The organism is Albimonas pacifica (genome assembly GCF_900113695.1).
In the GTDB taxonomy this organism is placed as follows: Bacteria; Pseudomonadota; Alphaproteobacteria; order Rhodobacterales; family Rhodobacteraceae; genus Albimonas; species Albimonas pacifica.
In genome coordinates, this window is the sequence record NZ_FOQH01000001.1 from 196,628 (window position 1) to 215,685 (window position 19,058).

The 19,058-nt window shown below is 72.9% G+C and carries 14 protein-coding genes; 10 read left to right on the forward strand and 4 right to left on the reverse strand.

Annotation, left to right across the window (positions count from 1 at the left end; genetic code table 11):
• Positions 1 to 6 precede the first annotated feature (6 nt).
• Genes BM064_RS00765 through BM064_RS00780 form a run of 4 tightly spaced genes read left to right on the forward strand, consistent with a single transcriptional unit; the run spans position 7 to position 6,314 of the window.
• Positions 7 to 1,491: an amidohydrolase family protein gene (locus BM064_RS00765; protein WP_092856849.1), complete on the forward strand. Its 1,485-nt coding sequence runs from the start codon at positions 7 to 9 to the stop codon at positions 1,489 to 1,491.
• A 19-nt stretch (positions 1,492 to 1,510) separates the two neighbouring features.
• Positions 1,511 to 3,583 (forward strand): hydantoinase/oxoprolinase family protein, encoded by a 2,073-nt coding sequence (locus BM064_RS00770; protein WP_092856852.1) that lies wholly within the window; start codon positions 1,511 to 1,513, stop codon positions 3,581 to 3,583.
• 5 nt (positions 3,584 to 3,588) lie between these two features.
• The gene (locus tag BM064_RS00775; RefSeq protein WP_218160906.1) at positions 3,589 to 5,352 is read left to right on the forward strand and encodes a hydantoinase B/oxoprolinase family protein; all 1,764 of its coding nucleotides are present in this window, start codon (positions 3,589 to 3,591) and stop codon (positions 5,350 to 5,352) included.
• Positions 5,352 to 6,314, forward strand: a complete 963-nt coding sequence (locus tag BM064_RS00780; RefSeq protein ID WP_092856858.1) for an N-carbamoyl-D-amino-acid hydrolase — start codon at positions 5,352 to 5,354, stop codon at positions 6,312 to 6,314. The genes BM064_RS00775 and BM064_RS00780 overlap by 1 nt, the downstream gene beginning before the upstream one ends.
• Positions 6,315 to 6,459: 145 nt before the next feature.
• Here the strand turns inward: BM064_RS00780 and BM064_RS00785 are convergent, their stop codons facing one another.
• The gene (locus BM064_RS00785; RefSeq protein ID WP_245779012.1) at positions 6,460 to 7,095 is read right to left on the reverse strand and encodes a GntR family transcriptional regulator; all 636 of its coding nucleotides are present in this window, start codon (positions 7,093 to 7,095) and stop codon (positions 6,460 to 6,462) included.
• Positions 7,096 to 7,563: 468 nt separating this feature from the next.
• Between BM064_RS00785 and araD the strand changes: the two genes are divergently transcribed.
• Together araD and BM064_RS00795 are read left to right on the forward strand one after the other, a co-directional pair.
• Complete coding sequence (gene araD, locus BM064_RS00790; RefSeq protein WP_092856864.1) at positions 7,564 to 9,297, forward strand: L-arabinonate dehydratase; 1,734 nt, start codon at positions 7,564 to 7,566, stop codon at positions 9,295 to 9,297.
• Positions 9,298 to 9,308: 11 nt separating this feature from the next.
• Positions 9,309 to 10,034, forward strand: a complete 726-nt coding sequence (locus BM064_RS00795; RefSeq protein ID WP_092856867.1) for a ribonuclease activity regulator RraA — start codon at positions 9,309 to 9,311, stop codon at positions 10,032 to 10,034.
• Between the two features lie 91 nt (positions 10,035 to 10,125).
• On the opposite strand, the gene BM064_RS00800 is transcribed toward BM064_RS00795, so the two are convergent.
• The 3 genes from BM064_RS00800 to BM064_RS27305 form a co-directional block, all read right to left on the reverse strand.
• On the reverse strand, positions 10,126 to 12,957 hold the full coding sequence (locus tag BM064_RS00800; protein WP_092856870.1) for a calcium-binding protein: 2,832 nt from the start codon (positions 12,955 to 12,957) through the stop codon (positions 10,126 to 10,128).
• 192 nt (positions 12,958 to 13,149) lie between these two features.
• Entirely contained in the window at positions 13,150 to 13,971 is an 822-nt protein-coding gene (locus BM064_RS00805; protein ID WP_092856873.1) for a M15 family metallopeptidase, read from the reverse strand.
• Positions 13,968 to 14,108 (reverse strand): hypothetical protein, encoded by a 141-nt coding sequence (locus BM064_RS27305; RefSeq protein ID WP_177236101.1) that lies wholly within the window; start codon positions 14,106 to 14,108, stop codon positions 13,968 to 13,970. The genes BM064_RS00805 and BM064_RS27305 overlap by 4 nt, the downstream gene beginning before the upstream one ends.
• Before the next feature lie 719 nt (positions 14,109 to 14,827).
• On the opposite strand from BM064_RS27305, the gene BM064_RS00810 reads away from it, so the two are divergent.
• From BM064_RS00810 to BM064_RS00825, 4 genes are all read left to right on the forward strand, one after another.
• The gene (locus BM064_RS00810; protein WP_177236102.1) at positions 14,828 to 15,385 is read left to right on the forward strand and encodes an RNA polymerase sigma factor; all 558 of its coding nucleotides are present in this window, start codon (positions 14,828 to 14,830) and stop codon (positions 15,383 to 15,385) included.
• The gene (locus BM064_RS00815) at positions 15,378 to 16,037 is read left to right on the forward strand and encodes a hypothetical protein (protein ID WP_092856879.1); all 660 of its coding nucleotides are present in this window, start codon (positions 15,378 to 15,380) and stop codon (positions 16,035 to 16,037) included. The genes BM064_RS00810 and BM064_RS00815 overlap by 8 nt, the downstream gene beginning before the upstream one ends.
• On the forward strand, positions 16,034 to 17,239 hold the full coding sequence (locus BM064_RS00820; RefSeq protein WP_092856882.1) for a S8 family peptidase: 1,206 nt from the start codon (positions 16,034 to 16,036) through the stop codon (positions 17,237 to 17,239). Before BM064_RS00815 ends, BM064_RS00820 begins: the two co-directional genes overlap by 4 nt.
• Before the next feature lie 622 nt (positions 17,240 to 17,861).
• Positions 17,862 to 19,004 (forward strand): TAXI family TRAP transporter solute-binding subunit, encoded by a 1,143-nt coding sequence (locus tag BM064_RS00825; RefSeq protein WP_092856885.1) that lies wholly within the window; start codon positions 17,862 to 17,864, stop codon positions 19,002 to 19,004.
• Positions 19,005 to 19,058 lie beyond the last annotated feature (54 nt).

Sequence of the window (19,058 nt, forward strand, 5' to 3'; positions counted from 1 at the left end):
GCCTGCATGACCGACCCCACCGCCCCCGAGGCCCCGATCACCGTCATCCGCAACGCCGCCTGGGCGGTGGTCTGGAACGCCGAGGCCGGCCGGCACGAATACGCCCGCGGCGTCGATGTGGTCTTCCAGGGCGACCGGATCCTCTCGGCCGACGGGACCTGGACCGGCGCGGTCGACCAGGAGATCGACGGGCGAGAGCGCATGGTCATGCCCGGCTTCGTCGACGTCCACTCCCACCCCAGCTTCGAGACGATGCTCAAGGGCCTGACCGAAGAGGTCTACTCTCCAAAGTTCTACATGAGCTCGCTCTACGAGTTCCTGACCCTGTTCGAGATCGACGAGGAGGGCATGCGCGCCTCGACCGAGGTGGCGCTGGCCGAACTCCTCCAGTCCGGCGTGACCTCCCTTTGCGACATCTCCTTCGCCCATGAGGGCTGGCTCGACGGCCTCGCCGCCACCGGCATCCGCGCCTTCGCCGCGCCCATGTTCCGCAACGGCCCGTGGAAGACCTCCAACGGCCACTCGGTCTACTACGAGCTCGACGAGAAACGCGGCGAGGAGTCCATGCGCGCCGCCATGGCCTGCCTGGACGAAGCCGCGAAACACCCCTCCGGCCGCGTCTCCGGCGTGGTCTCGCCCAGCCAGATCGACACCTGCTTTGAGGGCCTGCTGCGCGAGGCGATGCAGGAGGCGGAGGCCCGCGACCTTCCCTTCACCATCCACGCTGCCCAGGGCGTCATCGAGTTCAACGAGATGATCCGCCGCCACGGCGTGACGCCCATCCGCTGGATGCAGGACATCGGCATCCTCAACGACCGCACGCTGATCGGCCACGGGATCTTCCTCGACAGCCATCCGCAGGTGGGCTGGACGACGTCCTCTGACGACCTGGGGCTGATCGCGGACGCGGGGGCCTCGGTGGCGCATTGCCCGACGGTGTTCGTGCGGCGCGGGATCTCGCTGCAGCACTTCTCGTCCTACGTGGAGCGGGGGGTGAACATGACCATCGGCACCGACACCCACCCCCAGAACATGGTCGAGGAGCTGAAGACCGCGATCTACGTGGCCCGCACGATCTCGGGCAACGCGGCGAAGCCCACGGCCGAGATGCTGTTCCACGCCGCCACCGTCGGCGGCGCCAAGGCCCTGCGGCGCGACGACATCGGCAAGATCGAGCCCGGGGCGAAGGCCGACCTGGTGCTGGTCGACATCACCCACGCCTCCCTGCGCCCCCTGCGCGACCCGGTGCGCGCCCTGATCTTCTCGGGCGGGGAGCGGCCGATCAAGGACGTCTACGTGGACGGCCGCAAGGTGGTCGAGGACGGCCGGGCGATCTTCATCGACTACGACAGCGCCATGGTGAGGGTCGAGGCCGCGCAGAAGCGTTCGATGGACCTCGTGCACACCCGCGACTGGGCCGGGCGCAGCGCCGACGCGGCGATGCCGCCGGTGTTCCCGATCCGCGGCCACAACCGCCCCGCCGGGCAGTGATTTTCAAAGGATATCAACGATGAAACTCATCGGCGTCGACGTGGGCGGCACCTTCACCGACCTCGTGCTCGTGGAGACCGAGAGCGGGGAGAGCACCGTCCACAAGGTCCCCACCACCCCCCACGACCCCTCCGAGGGCGTGCTGACCGGGGTGCGCGAGCTGTGCGAGCTGGCGGGCGTCCAGCCCTCCGCCGTCGACCACGTTCTGCACGGCACCACCACCGCCACGAACGCGGTGCTGGAGCATGACGGCGCGGTCACCGGCATGATCACCAACGAAGGGTTTCGCGACGTGATCCACATCGGCCGCCACCAGCGGCCGGAGCACTATTCCATTCGCCAGGAGGTGCCGTGGCAGGACCGCCCCCTGGTGAAGCGGCGGTATAGAAAAACCGTCGGCGGCCGCATCGCCCCTCCGGGCGTCGAGCTGGCCCCGCTGGACGAGGCCGCCGTCGCCCAGGCCGCCCGGGAACTCGCCGAGGCCGGCGTCGAGGCCATCGCCATCTGCTTCCTGTTCTCCTACCTCGACCCCTCCCACGAGGCCCGCGCCAAGGCCATCGTCGAGGCCGAGGCGCCGGGGATCTTCGTCACCACCTCCTCCACCGTCTCCCCCCAGTTCCGCGAGTTCGAGCGCTTCACCACCACCGCCATGAACGCCTTCATCGGCCCCAAGGTGCGCGACTACGTGAGCCGGCTGGAGACCCGCCTGTCGGAGGCCGGCTTCGAGGCCGACCTGCACATCATGGGCTCCAACGGCGGCGCCGCCACCGCGCGCATGGTTTCCGAATTGCCGGTCCTGACGCTGCTGTCGGGTCCCGCCGCCGGCATCATCGGCGGCGCCTGGGCGGGGGCGCTCTCGGGCCGGAACAACCTGATCACCTTCGACGTCGGCGGCACCTCCGCCGACATCGGCATCGTGCGCGAGGGCGCCTTCGCCGAGGCCTCGGCCCGCGACACCTCCATCGCCGGCTTCCCGGTGCTGGCGCCGATGATCGACATCCACACGATCGGCGCCGGCGGCGGCTCGATCGCCCATGTGGACGCGGCGGGCGGCTTCAAGGTCGGGCCCCGGTCGGCCGGCGCGGTCCCCGGGCCGGCGGCCTACGGGCGGGGCGGCACGCAGCCGACGGTGACCGACGCCAACGTGGCGCTGGGCCGGCTGGACCCGCGGGCGTTCCTGGGCGGGGCGATGAGCCTCGACGTGGAGGCGTCGCGCCGGGTGGTCGGGGAGCTGGCCGAAACTCTGGGCATGAGCCTCGAGGAAACCGCCGACGGCATCCTCGCCGTGGTCAACGCCAACATGGCCAACGCGGTTCGGTCCCGGACGGTGCAGAAGGGGCTGGATCCCCGCGCCTTCTCGCTGATGGCCTTCGGCGGCGGCGGGCCGCTGCAGGCGGTGGACGTGGCCGCGATCCTCGGCATCCCGGAGGTCATCGTGCCGCCCGCGCCGGGCATCACCTCGGCCGTCGGTCTGACGGCGACCGACATGAAATACGACCTGGTCCGCACCGCCTTCGTCACCTCCGCCGACACCGACGCCGCCGCGCTGGAGTCGCTGCTGGCCGAGATGCAGGCCGAGCTCGCCTCCCGCCTCGCCGCCGACGGGTTCTCGCCCGAGGAGATGCGGTTCGAGCGGGCCGGAGACCTGCGCTACGTCGGCCAGGGCTACGAGCTGCGCTGCGCCTTCCCGGGCTCGGCCCTCGACGCTCCGGCGATGGACGCCATCTACGCCGACTTCACCGAGCAGCACCGCCGCGAATACGGCCGCATCAACGACAACCCCATCGAGATCGTCAACGTCCGCGTCCGCGGCGTCGGCGCGATGCCGGTGCTCGAAAAACCCGCCGCGCCCTCCGGCGGCAGCCTGGAGACGGCAAAACTCCACGACGCCGAGATCGCCTTCCGCGTCGACGGCGCCATGACCCGGATGACCACGCCGGTCTACCGCCGGGACCGGCTGCCGCTGGATACGGTGATCGAGGGGCCGGCCCTGATCACCCAGAAGGACACCACCTCGATGCTGCGCCCCGGCGACAGCCTCGTCGCCGACGCCGGCGGCAACCTGCTGATCCGCGTCGCGCAGAAGGGATGACGGGAATGACTTCCAAGGCCTCGACCATCGACCCGATCTCCGCCTCGGTCATCCAGGGCGCGCTGCAGTCCATCGCCGTCGAGATGGGCTACAAGCTGATGCGCATGTCCTATTCCTCGATCATCCGGGAATCCGAGGATTTCGGCGCCGCCCTCACCGACGCCCAAGGGCGGCAGATCGCGGAATCCATGCAGTCCACCCCCCTCCAGTCCGGCCCCATCGCCGGCTACGTGCAGAACGTGCTGGAGACGCTGGCCGCTCGCGGCGACACGGTGAACCCCGGCGACGTGATCCTGCACAACGACCCCTACGGGGGCGCCTCGCACGGGCCGGACTTCGCCTTCCTGGTCCCGGTGTTCCGGCAGGAAAAACTGGTGGGCTTCGCCGCCACCACCGCCCACCACCTCGACGTGGGCGCGCAGACGCCGGGCTCCGCCGGCATCGTCGAGGCCATCGACGTCTACGCCGAGGGCCTGCAGTTCAAGGCCATCAAGGTCCGCGACCGCGGCGTCGACAACGCCGCCGTCTGGCAGATCCTCAAGGACAACGTCCGCGCGCCGAAACTGGTGGTCGGCGACATGGAGGCTCAGATCGCCGCCTGCGAGATCGGGGCCGAGCGCTTCGGCGCCCTGATCGACGAACACGGCCAGGACCGGGTCGAGGCAGCCGTCGACGCCCTGATGGACCACTCCGAGGCGATGATGCGCCAGGCCATCGCCGCCCTCCCGGACGGGGTCTACAAGGCCGAGACGAAACTGGACGGCTTCCTCGACGACCCCGAACGCCGCCACTACACGCTGGCGGTGACGCTGACGGTCAAGGGCGACGAGATCCACGTCGACCTCACCGGCACCTCGCCGCAATGCGACGACCGGCCGATCAACATGCCCTATGTCGGCACCACCGACATCGCGATCTGGCTGACGCTGAGATCCGTGCTGCTCGACAGCGCGGTGCATGGGATCATCCCGCAGAACTCCGGCCTGACCCGCCCGATCACCATCTTCGCGCCGAAGGGGACGCTGGCCAATCCGAACTTCCCCGCGCCGGTGATCGCGCGCTTCACCGGGGGCAACGGGCTCGCCGACACGGTGATGAAGGCGCTGGCGCAATGCGCGCCCGAGCAGGTCTCGGCCGGCATCGGCAACCTCAAGGTCATCGCCTTCTCCGGCCTGACCTCGGGCGAGCACTGGGTGCACATGGAGATCTTCGAGGGCGCCTATGGCGGCCGCTTCGGCATGGACGGGATGGACGCGGTCGACACGCTCTACGCCAACACCCGCAACAACCCCATCGAGGACATCGAGAGCCACCTGCCGCTGCGCGTCACCCGCTACGAGCTGAACGAGGGCGTGACGGGGCCGGGCAAGTGGCGCGGCGGCTTCGGCTCGATCCGCGGGTTCGAGTTCCTCGCCGACGGCGGCGGCTCGGTCGAGGGCGAGGGGCATGAGTTCCGCCCCTGGGGGTTCGCCGGGGGCGGGCAGGGGGGCACGGCGTCCCTGACCTCAATCTCGCCGGACGGCAAGGAAACCTCGCTCCCCTCCAAGGTCCCCTACCGGGCGGCGAAGAAGGGCGAGACCTTCGTGGCCACCGGGCCTGCGGGCGGCGGCTACGGGAACCCGTTCGAGCGGGACCCGGAGGCCGTGCTCGACGACGTGCTCGACGGGCTGCTCAGCGCCGACCAGGCCCGCGCCGACTACGGCGTGGTCATCGCCCGCGGCGCCGTCGACGCGCCCGCCACCGCCGCCGCAAGGAAAGGAGCCGCCTGATGCCCGCCTCCCTCAACCCCCGCGCCCGCCCCATCGTCGTGGCCGCCGCCCAGATGGGCCCGATCGCGCTGAGCGAGACCCGCGCCGACTGCGTGGCCCGCCTGCTGGAGATGATGCGCGAGGCCGCCTCCCGCGGCGCGAAGCTGGTGGTGTTCCCCGAACTCGCGCTCACCACCTTCTTCCCCCGCTGGTGGTTCGAGGCCGACCAGGAGGTCGACGTCTTCTTTGAACGCGAGATGCCGGGCCCCGAGACCCGCATCCTGTTCGAAACCGCCGCGGAACTGGGCATCGGCTTCTACCTCGGCTACGCCGAACTCGCCCATACCGACGCGGGCCTGAAGCGCTTCAACACCGCGGTGCTGGTCAACGACAAGGGCGCCATCGTCGGCAAGTATCGAAAAGTCCACCTGCCGGGTCATGCCGACCACCGGCCCGAGCGCGCCTTCCAGCACCTCGAAAAACGCTACTTCCAGCCCGGCGACCTCGGCTTTCCGGTCTGGGAGACCATGGGCGGCAATTTCGGCATGTGCATCTGCAACGACCGCCGCTGGCCGGAGACCTACCGGGTCATGGCGCTCCGCTCGGTCGAGATGGTCCTGCTGGGCTACAACACCCCCAACGACCACACCGGGCATCCGGAGATCGACGGGCTGTCGAACTTCCACAACCAGCTCGCCATGCAGGCCGGCGCCTACCAGAACGCGACCTGGGTGGTGGGGACCGCCAAGTGCGGGATCGAGGAAGGCTCGCCGATGATCGGCCAGTCGATGATCGTGGCGCCCTCGGGCGAGGTGGTCGCCATGGCCTCCACGCTGGGCGACGAGGTGGTGGTCGCCCGCTGCGACCTCGACCTCTGCCGCATCTACCGCGAGACCTTCTTCAACTTCGCCGTCCACCGCGAGCCCGCCCACTACGGGCCGATCACCGCCCAGAAGGGGCCGGTGCCGCCGACCAACGGCTGAGGCCGCCGGCGCCGCGGCCCGGGCGAGCGGGGGGAGGCCCCGGGTCAGGCCCGGGGCGCCCCCGCGGCGGGCGGTGCGTTGGAGACGGGGCGCGAGGCGCATGGCGCGTGGGGCGCTTCGGGGCGTCCCGGCGCCGGCGGCGCGCTCAGAAGCAGTCGGGGCGGCGGGCCTTGATGGCCTCGGCCGCCTGGAGGGTGCCCGAGAGGTGGCGGCGAACGGCCGCCTCGGCCGCCGCGCGGTCGCCGGCGGCGATGGCCTCCAGGATCTCCCGGTGGCGGGAGAGGATGTCGAGCGGCTTGCCCGGATCCGGCAGGTTCAGGGCGCGCAGGCGGTCGATATGGCCCGAACGCTCGGCGATCAGGTCCCACAGGGCGGGGTGGCCCGCGGCCTCGACCAGCGCCCGGTGGAAGCCGGCGTCGAGGGCCGAGAAGCTCTCGAGGTCGTCGTCGGCCAGCGCGGCGGCCTGCCGCTCGAGGATGCGGCGGGCGGGGGCGAGGGCGGCGGCGGGGTCGGGCAGGGCCGCCAGCACGCGCGCCACCTCCAGCTCCAGCCCGAGGCGCAGGAACTGGGTCTCGCGCGCGTGGGCGAGGTCGATGCGCGAGACCTGGGTGCGCGACTGGGGGAAGGTCTCGACCAGGCCCTCGGCCTCCAGCCGCTGCAGGGCGTCGCGCACCGGGGTCTGGCTGACGCCGTAGCTCTGCGCGATCTCGGCGCGCGAGAGGGCGGCGCCGGGCGCGAGCTCCAGCGACAGCACCCGCTCGCGCAGCGAGTCGTAGAGCATCTGCGCCGCCGTCGGCCGCCGCGGAAGGCGCCGGGCGCCGCCCCCGCGCCCGTCGCCGTCACGGACCGGCCCGCGGGCCTCAAGCCTTTGAAACTGCGTCATGACCTTTCCCGACCGCTCCCCGCGCCCGGCCGCGACCCTATTCGGTTCTTGCGGGAGATGCACTAATATATTAGTGCATCGGAAAGGGCCGACAGCGCCCGGTTCCAGGGAGGTTCCCCATGCCGCTCGACCGCACCGCCGGTCCGCCGGGGCCGAGCGCCCCTTCGTCGCCGGGCGTCGCCGCGGCGCGCCTCCCGCGGCGCCGCGCGTGAGCGGAAGCGGCCGGCAGGCCCCGCGCCGCCCGCCCCCGAGCGCGCACCCGAACGCGCCCCCGAGCCCGCGCGCGCCCGCGCCCGCCTGCCGTCCGTCGCGGACCGGCGGCGGACGCGCCCCCCTCCCGTCCTTCGCGTCCCGAGGCCGACCTGCATGACCCGCAAGACCTACGAGGAGCTCCGCTCCGCCCGCTGGATGGCCACGGACGACTTCCGCGGCTTCGGCCACCGCTCCCGCACGCTCCAGATGGGCTATGGCGAGGAGGATTGGGTGGGCAAGCCGGTGGTGGCGATCCTCAACACCTGGTCCGACATCAACCCCTGCCACCAGCACTTCAAGAGCCGGGTCGAGGACGTCAAGCGCGGCGTCTTCCAGGCCGGCGGCTGGCCGATCGAGCTGCCCGCGCTTTCGGTCTCCGAGAACTACGTGAAGCCGACCACCATGCTCTACCGCAACATGCTGGCGATGGAGGCGGAGGAGCTGATCCGCTCCCACCCCGTCGACGGCGCGGTGCTGATGGGGGGCTGCGACAAGTCCACGCCGGGGCTGGTGATGGGGGCGGTCTCGGCGGGGCTGCCCTTCATCTACCTGCCTGCGGGACCGATGCTGCGGGGGAACTGGCAGGGGAAGACCCTGGGCTCGGGCTCGGACGCCTTCAAGTACTGGGACGAGCGGCGGGCGGGCACGATCTCGGAGGAGGACTGGAAGGGCATGGAGCGGGGGATCGCCCGCTCCTACGGCCACTGCATGACCATGGGCACCGCCTCGACCATGACCGCCATCGCCGAGGCGCTGGGCCTGTGCCTGCCGGGCGCCTCCTCGATCCCCGCGGCGGACGCGAACCACATCCGGATGTCGGCCGAGTGCGGGCGGCGGATCGTGGAGATGATCTGGGAGGACCTGACGCCGGACCGGATCCTGACGGCCGAGGCCTTCGACAATGCGGTCGCCGTCGCCATGGCCACCGGCTGCTCGACCAACGCGGTGGTGCACATCGTGGCCATGGCCCGGCGCGCGGGCGTGGGCCTGAGCCTCGACGACCTCGACGCCAAGAGCCGCACGACCCCCGTCATCGCCAACGTCCGCCCGGCGGGGAAGGACTACCTGATGGAGGACTTCTTCTACGCCGGCGGCCTGCCGGCGCTGATGGAGCGGATGCGCGGCGCGCTGCACACCGACTGTCTGACCGTGACGGGCCGCACCCTGGGCGAGACCATCGCCGGGGCGCGGGTGTGGAACGACGACGTGATCCGCCCGCTGGAGAACCCGATCTACCCCGAGGGCTCGCTGGCGGTGCTGAAGGGCAACCTCGCCCCCTCGGGCGCGGTGATCAAGCCGGTGGCCTGCGACCCGAAGTTCCTGGTGCACGAGGGGCCGGCCTTCGTCTTCGACAGCTATCCCGCGCTGAAGGCGAAGCTCGACGACGAGAGCTGGGAGATCACGCCCGACGCCGTGCTGGTGCTGCGCAACGCGGGCCCCAAGGGCGGGCCGGGGATGCCCGAGTGGGGGATGATCCCGATGCCCAAGGCGCTGCTCAAGCAGGGGCATCGCGACATGGTGCGCCTGTCGGACGCGCGCATGTCGGGGACCAGCTTCGGCGCCTGCGTGCTGCACGTGGCGCCCGAAAGCTACGTCGGCGGGCCGCTGGCGCTGCTGCGCGACGGGGACGTCGTGCGCCTCGACGTGCCGGGGCGGCGGCTGGACATGCTGGTGAGCGAGGAGGAGATCGCCGCCCGCCGCGCCGCCTGGACCCCGCCTGCGCCGCGCTACGGGCGCGGCTGGGGCTGGATGTTCTCCGAACACATCCTGCAGGCCGACCAGGGCTGCGATTTCGACTACCTGCTGACCGACTTCGGCCCCCCCGTGCCCGAGCCGGACATCCACTGAGGGACGCCCCGATGACCGACTACGTGCTCTCCGAGGAGACCCGCGCCAAGTTCAAGCGCGTCTCCACCGCCTCGCTCGCCACCGCGCTGTTCAAGCGCGGGCTGCGGGGGCAGTTCGTGCAGGGGGTCCTGCCGGTGGCCCCGAAGGAGGAGGTGATGGTCGGCCAGGCCTTCACCCTGCGCTACATCCCCGCGCGCGAGGACCGCAACGACATCTCGGTGTTCAGGAACCCCGACCACCCCCAGCGCGTGGCGATGGAGACCTGCCCCCCCGGCCACGTGCTGGTGATGGACAGCCGCAAGGACGCGCGCGCGGCCTCGGGCGGCTCGATCCTGATCACGCGGCTGGCGATCCGGGGGGCGGCGGGGGTGGTCACCGACGGCGGCTTCCGGGACGCGGAGGGGATCGGCCGGCTGGAGATGCCCGCCTACCACGCCCGGCCCTCGGCCCCGACCAACCTGACCCTGCACGAGGCGATGGACCTCAACGTCCCGATCTCCTGCGGGGATGCGCCGGTGTTTCCGGGCGACGTGATCGTGGGGGACAAGGACGGGGTGATCGTGGTCCCCGCCCATCTCGCCGAGGAGCTGGCCGACGAGTGCCTGGGGATGGAGAGCTACGAGGACTTCGTTCTCGAGCAGGTGCTGGGCGGGGCGAAGATCATCGGCCTCTACCCGCCCACCTCCGACGCGCCGCTCGAGGCCTACGCCGCCTGGCGCGAGCGCACGGGACGCTGAACGCGGAGCGGCCCCGCCCGGGAGGGGGCGGGGCCGCGAAGGGCGGGGGGCGCGGAAAGGCGCCCCCCGCCGGGCCGGTCTCCCGGCGCGATCAGAACAGGAAGTCCTCGAAGCCGATGTCGCCCGCGTAGACGTTCTGAAGGGTCAGCGTCTCGCCGCCTCCGAAGTCGAGCACCGTGTCGGCCCCCTGCTGGACGATCGAGAGGCCCGCGTCGTCCGCGATCTCGATCTTGAGCCGGTCGTAGCCGTCCTGGAAGTCGGTCACGACGTCGGCCCCGCCCTGGTAGACGAAGACGTCCGCGCCGTAGCCGCCGGTCATCGCGTCGTCGCCCGCGCCGCCGATCAGCCGGTCGTCGCCGGCGCCGCCGACCAGCGCGTCGTCGCCCGCGCCGCCGTCGATCTGCAGCCGGACGCCTGGGTCGGTCACGCCCGAGGCGTCGACCGAGTCGTCGCCGCCGCCGCCGTTGATCTCCATCCGCTCGGCGTCGGTGACGTCGAGCGTGAACGGCCCCAGGTTGACCCGCTGGAAGGTCAGCGCTTCCGCGTCGCCGGCCACGGTGAAGACGTCGCCCGCGCCGTCGGCGCCGTTGACCTCGACCGTGTCGAGCCCCGCGCCGCCGCGCATCTCGTCCGAGCCGTCGCCGTTGTTCCACACCATCCGGTCGTCGCCGTCGCCGCCGACCATCAGGTCGTCGCCGCGCCCGCCGACCAGCAGGTCGTCGCCCTCCCCGCCGTTGAGGATGTCGTCGCCCTGCGAACCGATGGCCGTGTCGTCGCCGGCGCCGGCCTGGATGTCGACGGCGATCCCCCCGGCCGCGAGCCCGCTGGCGTCGATGAGATCGTCGCCGCCGTTGGTCTCGAGGTCGAGGGTCTCGGTCTCGGAGATGTCGACGGAGAACTGGCCGCGGTTGGTCCGCTCGACCCGCACGTCGTCGGGGCCGCCGGTGATCTCGAACACGTCGACGCCGTCGCCGGCCGCGAAGATCTCGGCCACGTCCTCGCCCGCGCCGCCGATCATCACGTCCGAGCCGTCGCCGTTGTTCCAGCGCATGGCGTCGTTTCCGTCGCCGCCGCGCATCAGGTCGGCGCCGCGGCCGCCCTGCAGGAAGTCGTCGCCCGCGTCGCCGTCGAGCACGTCGTCGCCCGCGCCGCCCAGCAGCTGGTCGTTCCCCTCGCCGCCCGAGGCCCGGACCGAGACGCCCGCGTCGGTCATCGCGGAGGCGTCGAAGACGTCGTTCCCGGCGCCGGCGTTCAGCTCCACGATCTCGGCGTTGCGGATGTCGAGCGCGAACGGCCCGATGTTGACCCGCTCGAAGCGCACGCCTTCGGCGGAGTCGACCAGGGAGAACGCCTCGTCCGCGCCGCCGCCGTTGGCGACCGCCGTGTCGAGGCCCGCGCCGCCGTCCATCAGGTCGGAGCCGTCGCCGTTGTTCCACACCATGCGGTCGTCGCCGTCGCCGCCGAACATGGCGTCGGCGCCGCGGAAGCCCACCAGCAGGTCGTCGCCGGCGCCGCCTTCGAGGAGGTCGTCGCCCTCGGAGCCGGTGATCCGGTCGTTCCCCTCGCCGCCGTCGATCTCGAGCGCGATGGCGCCGGCCGCGGTCAGGCCGCTCGCGTCCACCACGTCGTCGCCGCCGCCGCCGTTCACCTCCAGCGTCTCGGTGGCGACGATGTCGAGGCTGAACGGGCCGAAGTTGGTGCGCTCGAAGAACACGCCGCCGCCCTCGCGGTCGCGGATCGCGAAGACGTCGCCGGCGGCGTCGGAGCCGTTGGCGACCGCCGTGTCCGCGCCCGCGCCGCCGTCCATCAGGTCGGAGCCGTCGCCGTTGTTCCACACCATCCGGTCGTCGCCGTCGCCGCCGAACATGGCGTCGTTCCCGCGGAAGCCGACCAGCAGGTCGTCGCCGGCGCCGCCCTCGATCAGGTCGTCGCCCTGGCCGCCGGTGAGCTGGTCGTTCCCCTCGCCGCCGTCGATCTCGAGCGCGAGGGCCTCGGCGAGCAGGCCGCTCGCGTCCACCACGTCGTCGCCGCCGCCGCCGTTGACCTCCAGCGTCTCGGTGTTGCGGATGTCGAGGGCGAAGGGACCGAAGTTGGTGCGCTCGAACAGCACGCCGGTCTCGGAGGAGGCGATCGCGAAGACGTCGCCGGCCGTGTCGGAGCCGTTGGCGACCGCGCGGTCGCGGCCGCCGGCGCCGCCGTCCATCAGGTCCGAGCCGTCGCCGTTGTTCCACACCATCACGTCGGCGCCCCGGCCGCCCCGCATGGCGTCGTCGCCCTGGCCGCCGATCAGCAGGTCCGCCCCGGCGCCGCCGCGCAGCACATCCGCGCCGCCCTCGCCCTCGATGCGGTCGTCGCCCGAGCCGCCCGAGAGCCGGTCGCGCCCCTGCGAGCCGCGGATCGCGTCGTTCCCCGCGCCGCCGTCGACGCGCAGCCCGATCAGGCCGGCCTCGAGCGCGGAGGCGTCCACCACGTCGTCGCCGCCGCCGCCGTTCACCTGCAGGATCTCGGTGTTGCGGATGTCGAGCGTGAAGGGCCCGAAGTCGGTGCGCTCGAACAGCACGCCGCCGGGGACCTCGGGGTTCCCGGCGATCGCGAAGACGTCGCCCAGCTCGTCCGAGCCGCCGACGACCGCCATGTCGCGCCCGCGGCCGCCGTCCATCAGGTCGGAGCCGTCGCCGTTGTTCCACACCATCGCGTCGCGCCCGGCGCCGCCGAACATCGCGTCGTCGCCCGCGTCGCCCACGAGGATGTCGTCGCCCTTCTGGCCCTCGAGGACGTCGTCGCCCTCGCCGCCCTCGAGGCGGTCGTCTCCCTTGCCGCCGCGGATCTCGTCGACGCCGCCGAGGCCGAGGATGCGCTCGTCGCCCTCGCCGCCGTCGAGGATGTCGTCGGCGTCCGTGCCGGTGATCTTGTTCCTGGGCATGTGCTGTCTCCCGTCAGGGTTGCTTTAAGGACGCCGCGGCGGCGCCGTCCTGCATGGGTGCGGGGACCGGCGGGGAAGGTTCAGGCGTCTGGAAAAGAAAGCGTTTCCGCAAGCGCGGCGCGCCGCTTCCGGCCACGCGCAAGCCCCCCGGCGCGGGCGTCGCGCCGGGGGGCTGGGGCCGTGCCGGGGGGGTCAGATCAGGCCGAGCCGCCTCCACTGCTCGAGCTTCTCGCGGCTGACCTCGAAGTGCATCGAGTCCTCCCGCCCGAAGCCCGCGCCCCAGATCCAGCCTTCCTTGCGGAAGAAGTCCGCCAGCAGGATCAGGCCGAGCTGGGTGCGCCCGTCGGCGAGCTCGTCGAGCACGCCGTCGATGTTGAGGTCCACCGCCAGCCCGTAGGCATGGGCCGAGGCGCTGTCGTCCGAGCCCCGGATCCGTCGCACGCAGAGCGAGCCGGCGGAGGTGATGCGCCGGTAGAGCTCCGGCTCGAACACCTGCACGTTGGCGAAGACCTGGCGCAGCGAGACCAGCGCCGGGCGCAGCAGGCGGGCCCGGATCGGGCCCACGTCCGCCGTCTCCAGCAGGTCGGTCAGGCGCGGGTTGGTGGCGGCCTGGCAGTCGTCGTTCAGGTCCGGGCGGGGCAGGCCCGCGATCTCCTCGAGGAACGCCGGCGTCGCCGCCGTCAGCCCGGCGTTGGCCGAGCGGCGGTCGGCGATCAGCACCACCTGGGCGAAGGCGTCGATCAGCGCGTCCGAGGCGGGCGCGTCGCCCTCCGACAGCTCCCGCCGGGGCGGGAGCGCCGCGGACCGTCCGGCGTCGAGCCCGTCGACCCGCCCGCGCAGGTCCTCCAGCGCCCGGCGCAGCCCGGCGGCCTCGGTCTCCAGCGCCGCGAGCCGGCTCTCGGCCCCCGCCGGCAGGCCGGGCGCGGGGGCGGGCCAGCGGACCTGCGACAGGCTCCAGATCACCGGGGTCGAGGCGATGGAGAGCGCGATCAGCGCGCTGGGCAGCAGCCTCATCGCCGCTCTCCCGCGGGGCGGGCGCCGGCGGGCCGGGGCAGGAGCGTCGCCGCCAGCACCCGCGCCAGCGTCGCCGCCCCGCCGCAGCGCCACAGCGCGAACGTGGCGTCGATCATCGCGAAAGCCTGGTGGAACATGGCGGTCTCCCGTCGCTGAAAGGGGCGCCGGCGGCCGGCGCTGGTGGGGGGCGTCGCGGTCGCCCGGGTCGCCGGCTGGGCTTCTTCCGCCCGCGGCGCGCCGGGGACGCGTTGCATCGTCGGCCTTGTGTGCCGCCCGCCTCGGGGAAGGTTCGCCCCGGGCCGACGATTCCCCCCCCTCTCGGGCCTCCGGCCGGCGGCGCGGCGTCCTGTGGAGCTGCGCGCGCGCGTGAGGCGCGGGCGTCCCGGTGCGGTGCGAAAATCGTTCGTACGCATTGAAACCACCCTGCGCACAACGCTGGCGACAACGCTCGGCGCCACGGTGGGGGCGTAGCTCTGGCGTCGGGCCGGAGGTCGCCTCCGGCGCGGATGCGAGAGCGCCCGGCGGCCTGGCCGCGCAGGGACGACCCGGACGGCCAGGCGCCGCGCGACCCCCTCCCCAGGGGTGCGGCAGCCCAGCGTCCCCCCCGCGTCGCCTGCGCGCAGCCCGCCGCCGCGCGGCCGCACGACCGGCCCGCATCCGCCTCCGCCGACGCCGCTCCGCGCGCCGTCGCCGCCGCCCCGACAGCGAGGACCGACCCGTGACCCGATCGACCGAAGATTTTTCGCCCCCCCGCCGCGAACCTTTCGCCGCGCCCGCGGCACCTATCCCTGCACGAGACGGAGCGAGCGGTGGTATGCGTGGGTCGAGACCGAACCGGAACACACCTGGCGGCGGCATGCAGCAGACGGACGAGGCGTTGCTCGCCGCCATCGCCCAGGGCGACATGGGGGCTTTCGAGATCTTCCACCGGCGCTATTTCCCGCGGGTGATGCGCTTCGCCGCCCGGGTGGCCGAAAGCCAGGACGCGGCGGAGGAGATCGCCAACGACGCGCTGATGACCGTGTGGCGCACCGCCGACCGGTTCGAGGGCCGCTCCAAGGTCTCGACCTGGATCTTCGGCATCGCCTACCGGATGTCGCTGAAGGCCCGCCAGAAGGCGGGGCGGCGGCGCAACGACGTGGAGCTCGACGAGGAGCTGATCGGCGGCGGCGTCGACGAGGCCGAGGCGGTGATCCTGAAGACCGACCTCGCCGGCGCGATGGAGCAGCTCAGGCCCGAGCTTCGCGCCGTGGTGGAGCTGACCTATTTCAACGGCTGCCTCTACACCGAGATCGCGGAGATCCTCGAGTGTCCGGTCGGCACCGTGAAGACGCGGATGATGACGGCCCGGCGACGGCTGCGGGCGATGCTCGCGGACGACGACGGCGATGCGATGGAGATGGCCCTTGGCTGACACGGCTGAAAATGGACGGGAGGCGCGCGAGGACGACCTCTGGGCGCTGATCCCCTGGTACGTGAACGGAACCCTCGACGCGGCCGAGTCCGCGGCGGTCCAGCGCGCGATCGCCGCCGACGACGACTTCGCCGCCGAGGTCGACCGCCAGCTCGGCGTCGCGGCCCGGGTCTGCATGCTCGAGGAGCCGCAGATGGAGCAGGCCCAGGCGCGGAGCTGGGAGACCCTGCGCGCGCGCATCGAGGCCGAGGAGCGCGCCCGCATGCCCGCGCCCGCTCAGGAAAGCGCGTTCGCGCGCCTGCTGGCGAAGCTGACGTCGCGCGCCGGGCTCGCCGTGGCCGGCGGGGTCTGCGCCGCGGCGCTGGCGATCGCGGTGCTGCCGATCGGCGTGGGCGAGGACGACGCCTACCGCACCCTGACCTCCCAGACCGCCGAGGCGGGGGCCGCGATCCGCTTCCAGGCCGCGCCCGACGTCCCGCGCGCGGCGCTGGAGCGGCTGCTCGCCGCCCAGGGCCTGACCCTGCTGGGCGAGCCCTCCGAGGGCGGCGTGTTCCGCGCGGCCGGGCCCGAGGGCGCCGACCTCGACGCCGCCGCGCAGGCGCTGATGGCCGCGCCCGAGATCCTCTTCGCCGCCCCCGAGGCGCAGCCGTGATCCCCAGGGGGTCGCGGCGCGCGCTGGGTCTGGTCGGCGCGCTGCTGCTGGGCGCGGCCTGCGCGCCCCAGGCGCAGGAGGCCCTGCCGGCGGCCGAGGCGCCGCCCTGGCGGCTGGCCGACGCCGACAGCCTCGACCGGCCCGACCACCTGATCCTGACCGTGCCGCTGGACGACCCCGAGGCGCTGGCCGCCGTCGCCGCCGAGATCGAGCGGCGCTACGGCGTGCGCCTCGCCGCCGAATGGCCGCTGAACGCCATCGCCGTCCACTGCCTGGTGATCGACGCGAGCGGCATCCCCGACGTCGACGCGCTGATCGAGGCGATGCGCGCCGACGCCCGGATCCGCACCGTCCAGCGCATGCAGTCCTTCCAGGTGCTGGCGCTCCACTACGGCGACCCGCTGTTCCCCGCCCAGACCGCGCTGGCGCTGCTGAACGCGCCGCGCGCGCACCAGGGCTCGACCGGGGCCGGGGTGCGCGTGGGGGTGGTGGACTCGGCCATCGACGCCCGCCACTCCGACCTCGCGCCCCGTCTCGCCGACGCGCGCGACTTCGTGGCCCGCGAACCCGGCGAGGCCGCCGAGGCCCACGGCACCGCCGTCGCCTCGCTGATCGCGGCCGAGGCCGACAACGCCCGCGGGATCGTGGGCGTGGCGCCGGGGGTCGACCTGGTGGGCCTGCGCGCCTGCTGGCAGCGCGAGGACGGGGGCGGGAGCTGCTCGAGCTTCTCGCTGGCGCGCGCGCTGAACTTCGCGATCCTCAACCGCATCCGGGTGCTGAACCTCAGCCTCGGCGGCCCGCCCGACCCGCTGCTGGCGGAGCTGGTGGAGAAGGCGCTCGCCGACGGCGCCGTGGTGATCGCGGCCTGGGGCGAGCAGGCCCGGCCGGCCTTCCCCGCCTCGATGCCCGGGGTGATCGCGGCGGGCGGGGCGCAGGGCGGCCGCGGCCTGCCGGCGCCCGAGGTCGACGTGATCAGCGCCGCGCCGGGGGAGGCCTACAACTACGTCTCCGGCTCCTCGGTCGCCACCGCCCATGTGGCGGGAGTGGCGGCGCTGCTGCTGGCGGCGCGGCCCGAGCTCACCTCCGCCGAGATCTCGCACGCGCTCTCGTCCTCGGTGGTGCTGCGCGACGGCCAGCCCACGCTCGACGCCTGCGAGGCGCTGCGCGCGGTGAACGCCCGCCACGAATCCTGCTCCGGCTGAGGCCCCGCGGCGCGCGGCCGGGCCCGGACCGGCGGGTGGAGGGAAACAGGCTGATCCCGCGCCGGCGCGGCGCGGGCGATCAGCCGGGCGACGCGCCCCATGCGAACGGCTTCGTCCGCCCTCCGCGACCGCCATTTGCAGGGGCCCCTGCATGACCCGTCCCGTCCGCCGGAGCCTCCGTCCCGGGGCGCGGGCGTCGTCGCGCCGCCCGGGCGCCCGCTGCGACGCCCGCGCCGGGACGCCGGACACAAGCCGTCCGCGCGCCCGGGAGCCGCACGACCGCGCCGTCGCCGGGCGGATCGCGCGGATCGCTCGGCTCCCCGGCGGGGGCGCCGCGCGATGAGGCCACGATGACGCGGCCCGCCATGCTTCCGACATGCGGCGCGCCTAGATAAGAGGCGCCACGCGCGCGCGGGACCCGGGCGAGTCGGGAACAAACCGCCTGAAGATTCCACATCATTTCAATGTGAATAACGATGTTCCGCACAGCGATTGACATGATGCATATGTGACAGATACGTTCCGCTGTACGAAAAGCCGGGAAGAGCTTGGCGCCCTCGCCTCGGGGGCCACGTTCCAGGGAGCCTCCGTGTGGCGGAGGCTCGGCTAGAGAGGATTCCGAATGACCCGCACCCGCCCCGCCAGGCTGGCCGCCGCATCCCTGATCGCCGGCGCCGCTTTCGCGATCTCCGCGCCCGCGCAGGCGCAGGAGCTGCCGGACACCATGACCTGGTCGTCCTACGACGTCGGCTCCGCCGGCTACGCCGAGGCCTCGGCCATCGCCGACGCCTTCGGCCGCAAGTACGGCACCCGCGTCCGCATCCAGCCCTCCGGCTCCTCGATCGGCCGCCTGCAGCCGGTGGTCTCGGGCCGCGCCGACTACGGCTTCCTCGCCACCGAGGCGTTCTTCTCGGCCGAGGGCATCTACGACTTCGCCGACCGCCGCTGGGGTCCGCAGAACCTGCGCACGCTGGCCGGGCGCCCGTCCTCCTTCGGCATGCCCACCGCGGCCGACGCCGGCATCGAGAAGATCGCCGACGCGCGCGGCAAGCGCGTGGCCTTCGTGGCCGGCAACCCCTCGGTCAACGTGAAGTGCGACGGCATCCTCGCCTTCGGCGGCCTGACCCGCGACGACGTCGAGGCGATCATGTTCCCGACCTACGGGGCGGCGATGAGCTCGCTCGCCGCCGGCCAGGCGGACGCCACCTGCACCACCACCACGCCCTCGCAGCTCTATGAGCTGGCGGAGTCGCCCCGCGGCATCCACTGGGCCGACATCCCCCGCGACGACGCCGAGGGCTGGGAGCGGGTGAGCGACCTCGCCCCGTTCTTCGCCCCCTACACCGAGACCGTCGGCGCCGGCATCTCCCAGGAGAACCCGGCCCAGCTGATGGCCTACCGTTACCCGGTGCTGGTGACGATGGCCGACAAGTCCGCGGACGACGTCTACGCCATGACCAAGGCGCTGGACGAGACCTACGACATGTTCAAGGACGGCACCGCGGTGATGCCGCGCTGGAAGCTCGATGAGGCGGGCCTGCCCCCCATCGACGTGCCGTTCCACGAGGGCGCGATCCGCTACCTCGAGGAGAAGGGCATCTGGACCGAGGAGGCCCAGGCCTGGAACGACCGCGCGGTGAAGCGCCTCGACGCCCTGCTCGCCGCCTGGGACGAGGCCGTGGCCGAGGGCGAGTCGCTCGGCGACGAGGAATTCGCCGCCCTGTGGGAAGAGAAGCGCCAGGCGGCCGTCGCCTCGCTGAACTGATCCGACCTTGATCCTTCGGAGCGGCCCGAGAGGCCGCTCCGGCCACGCGCGCTC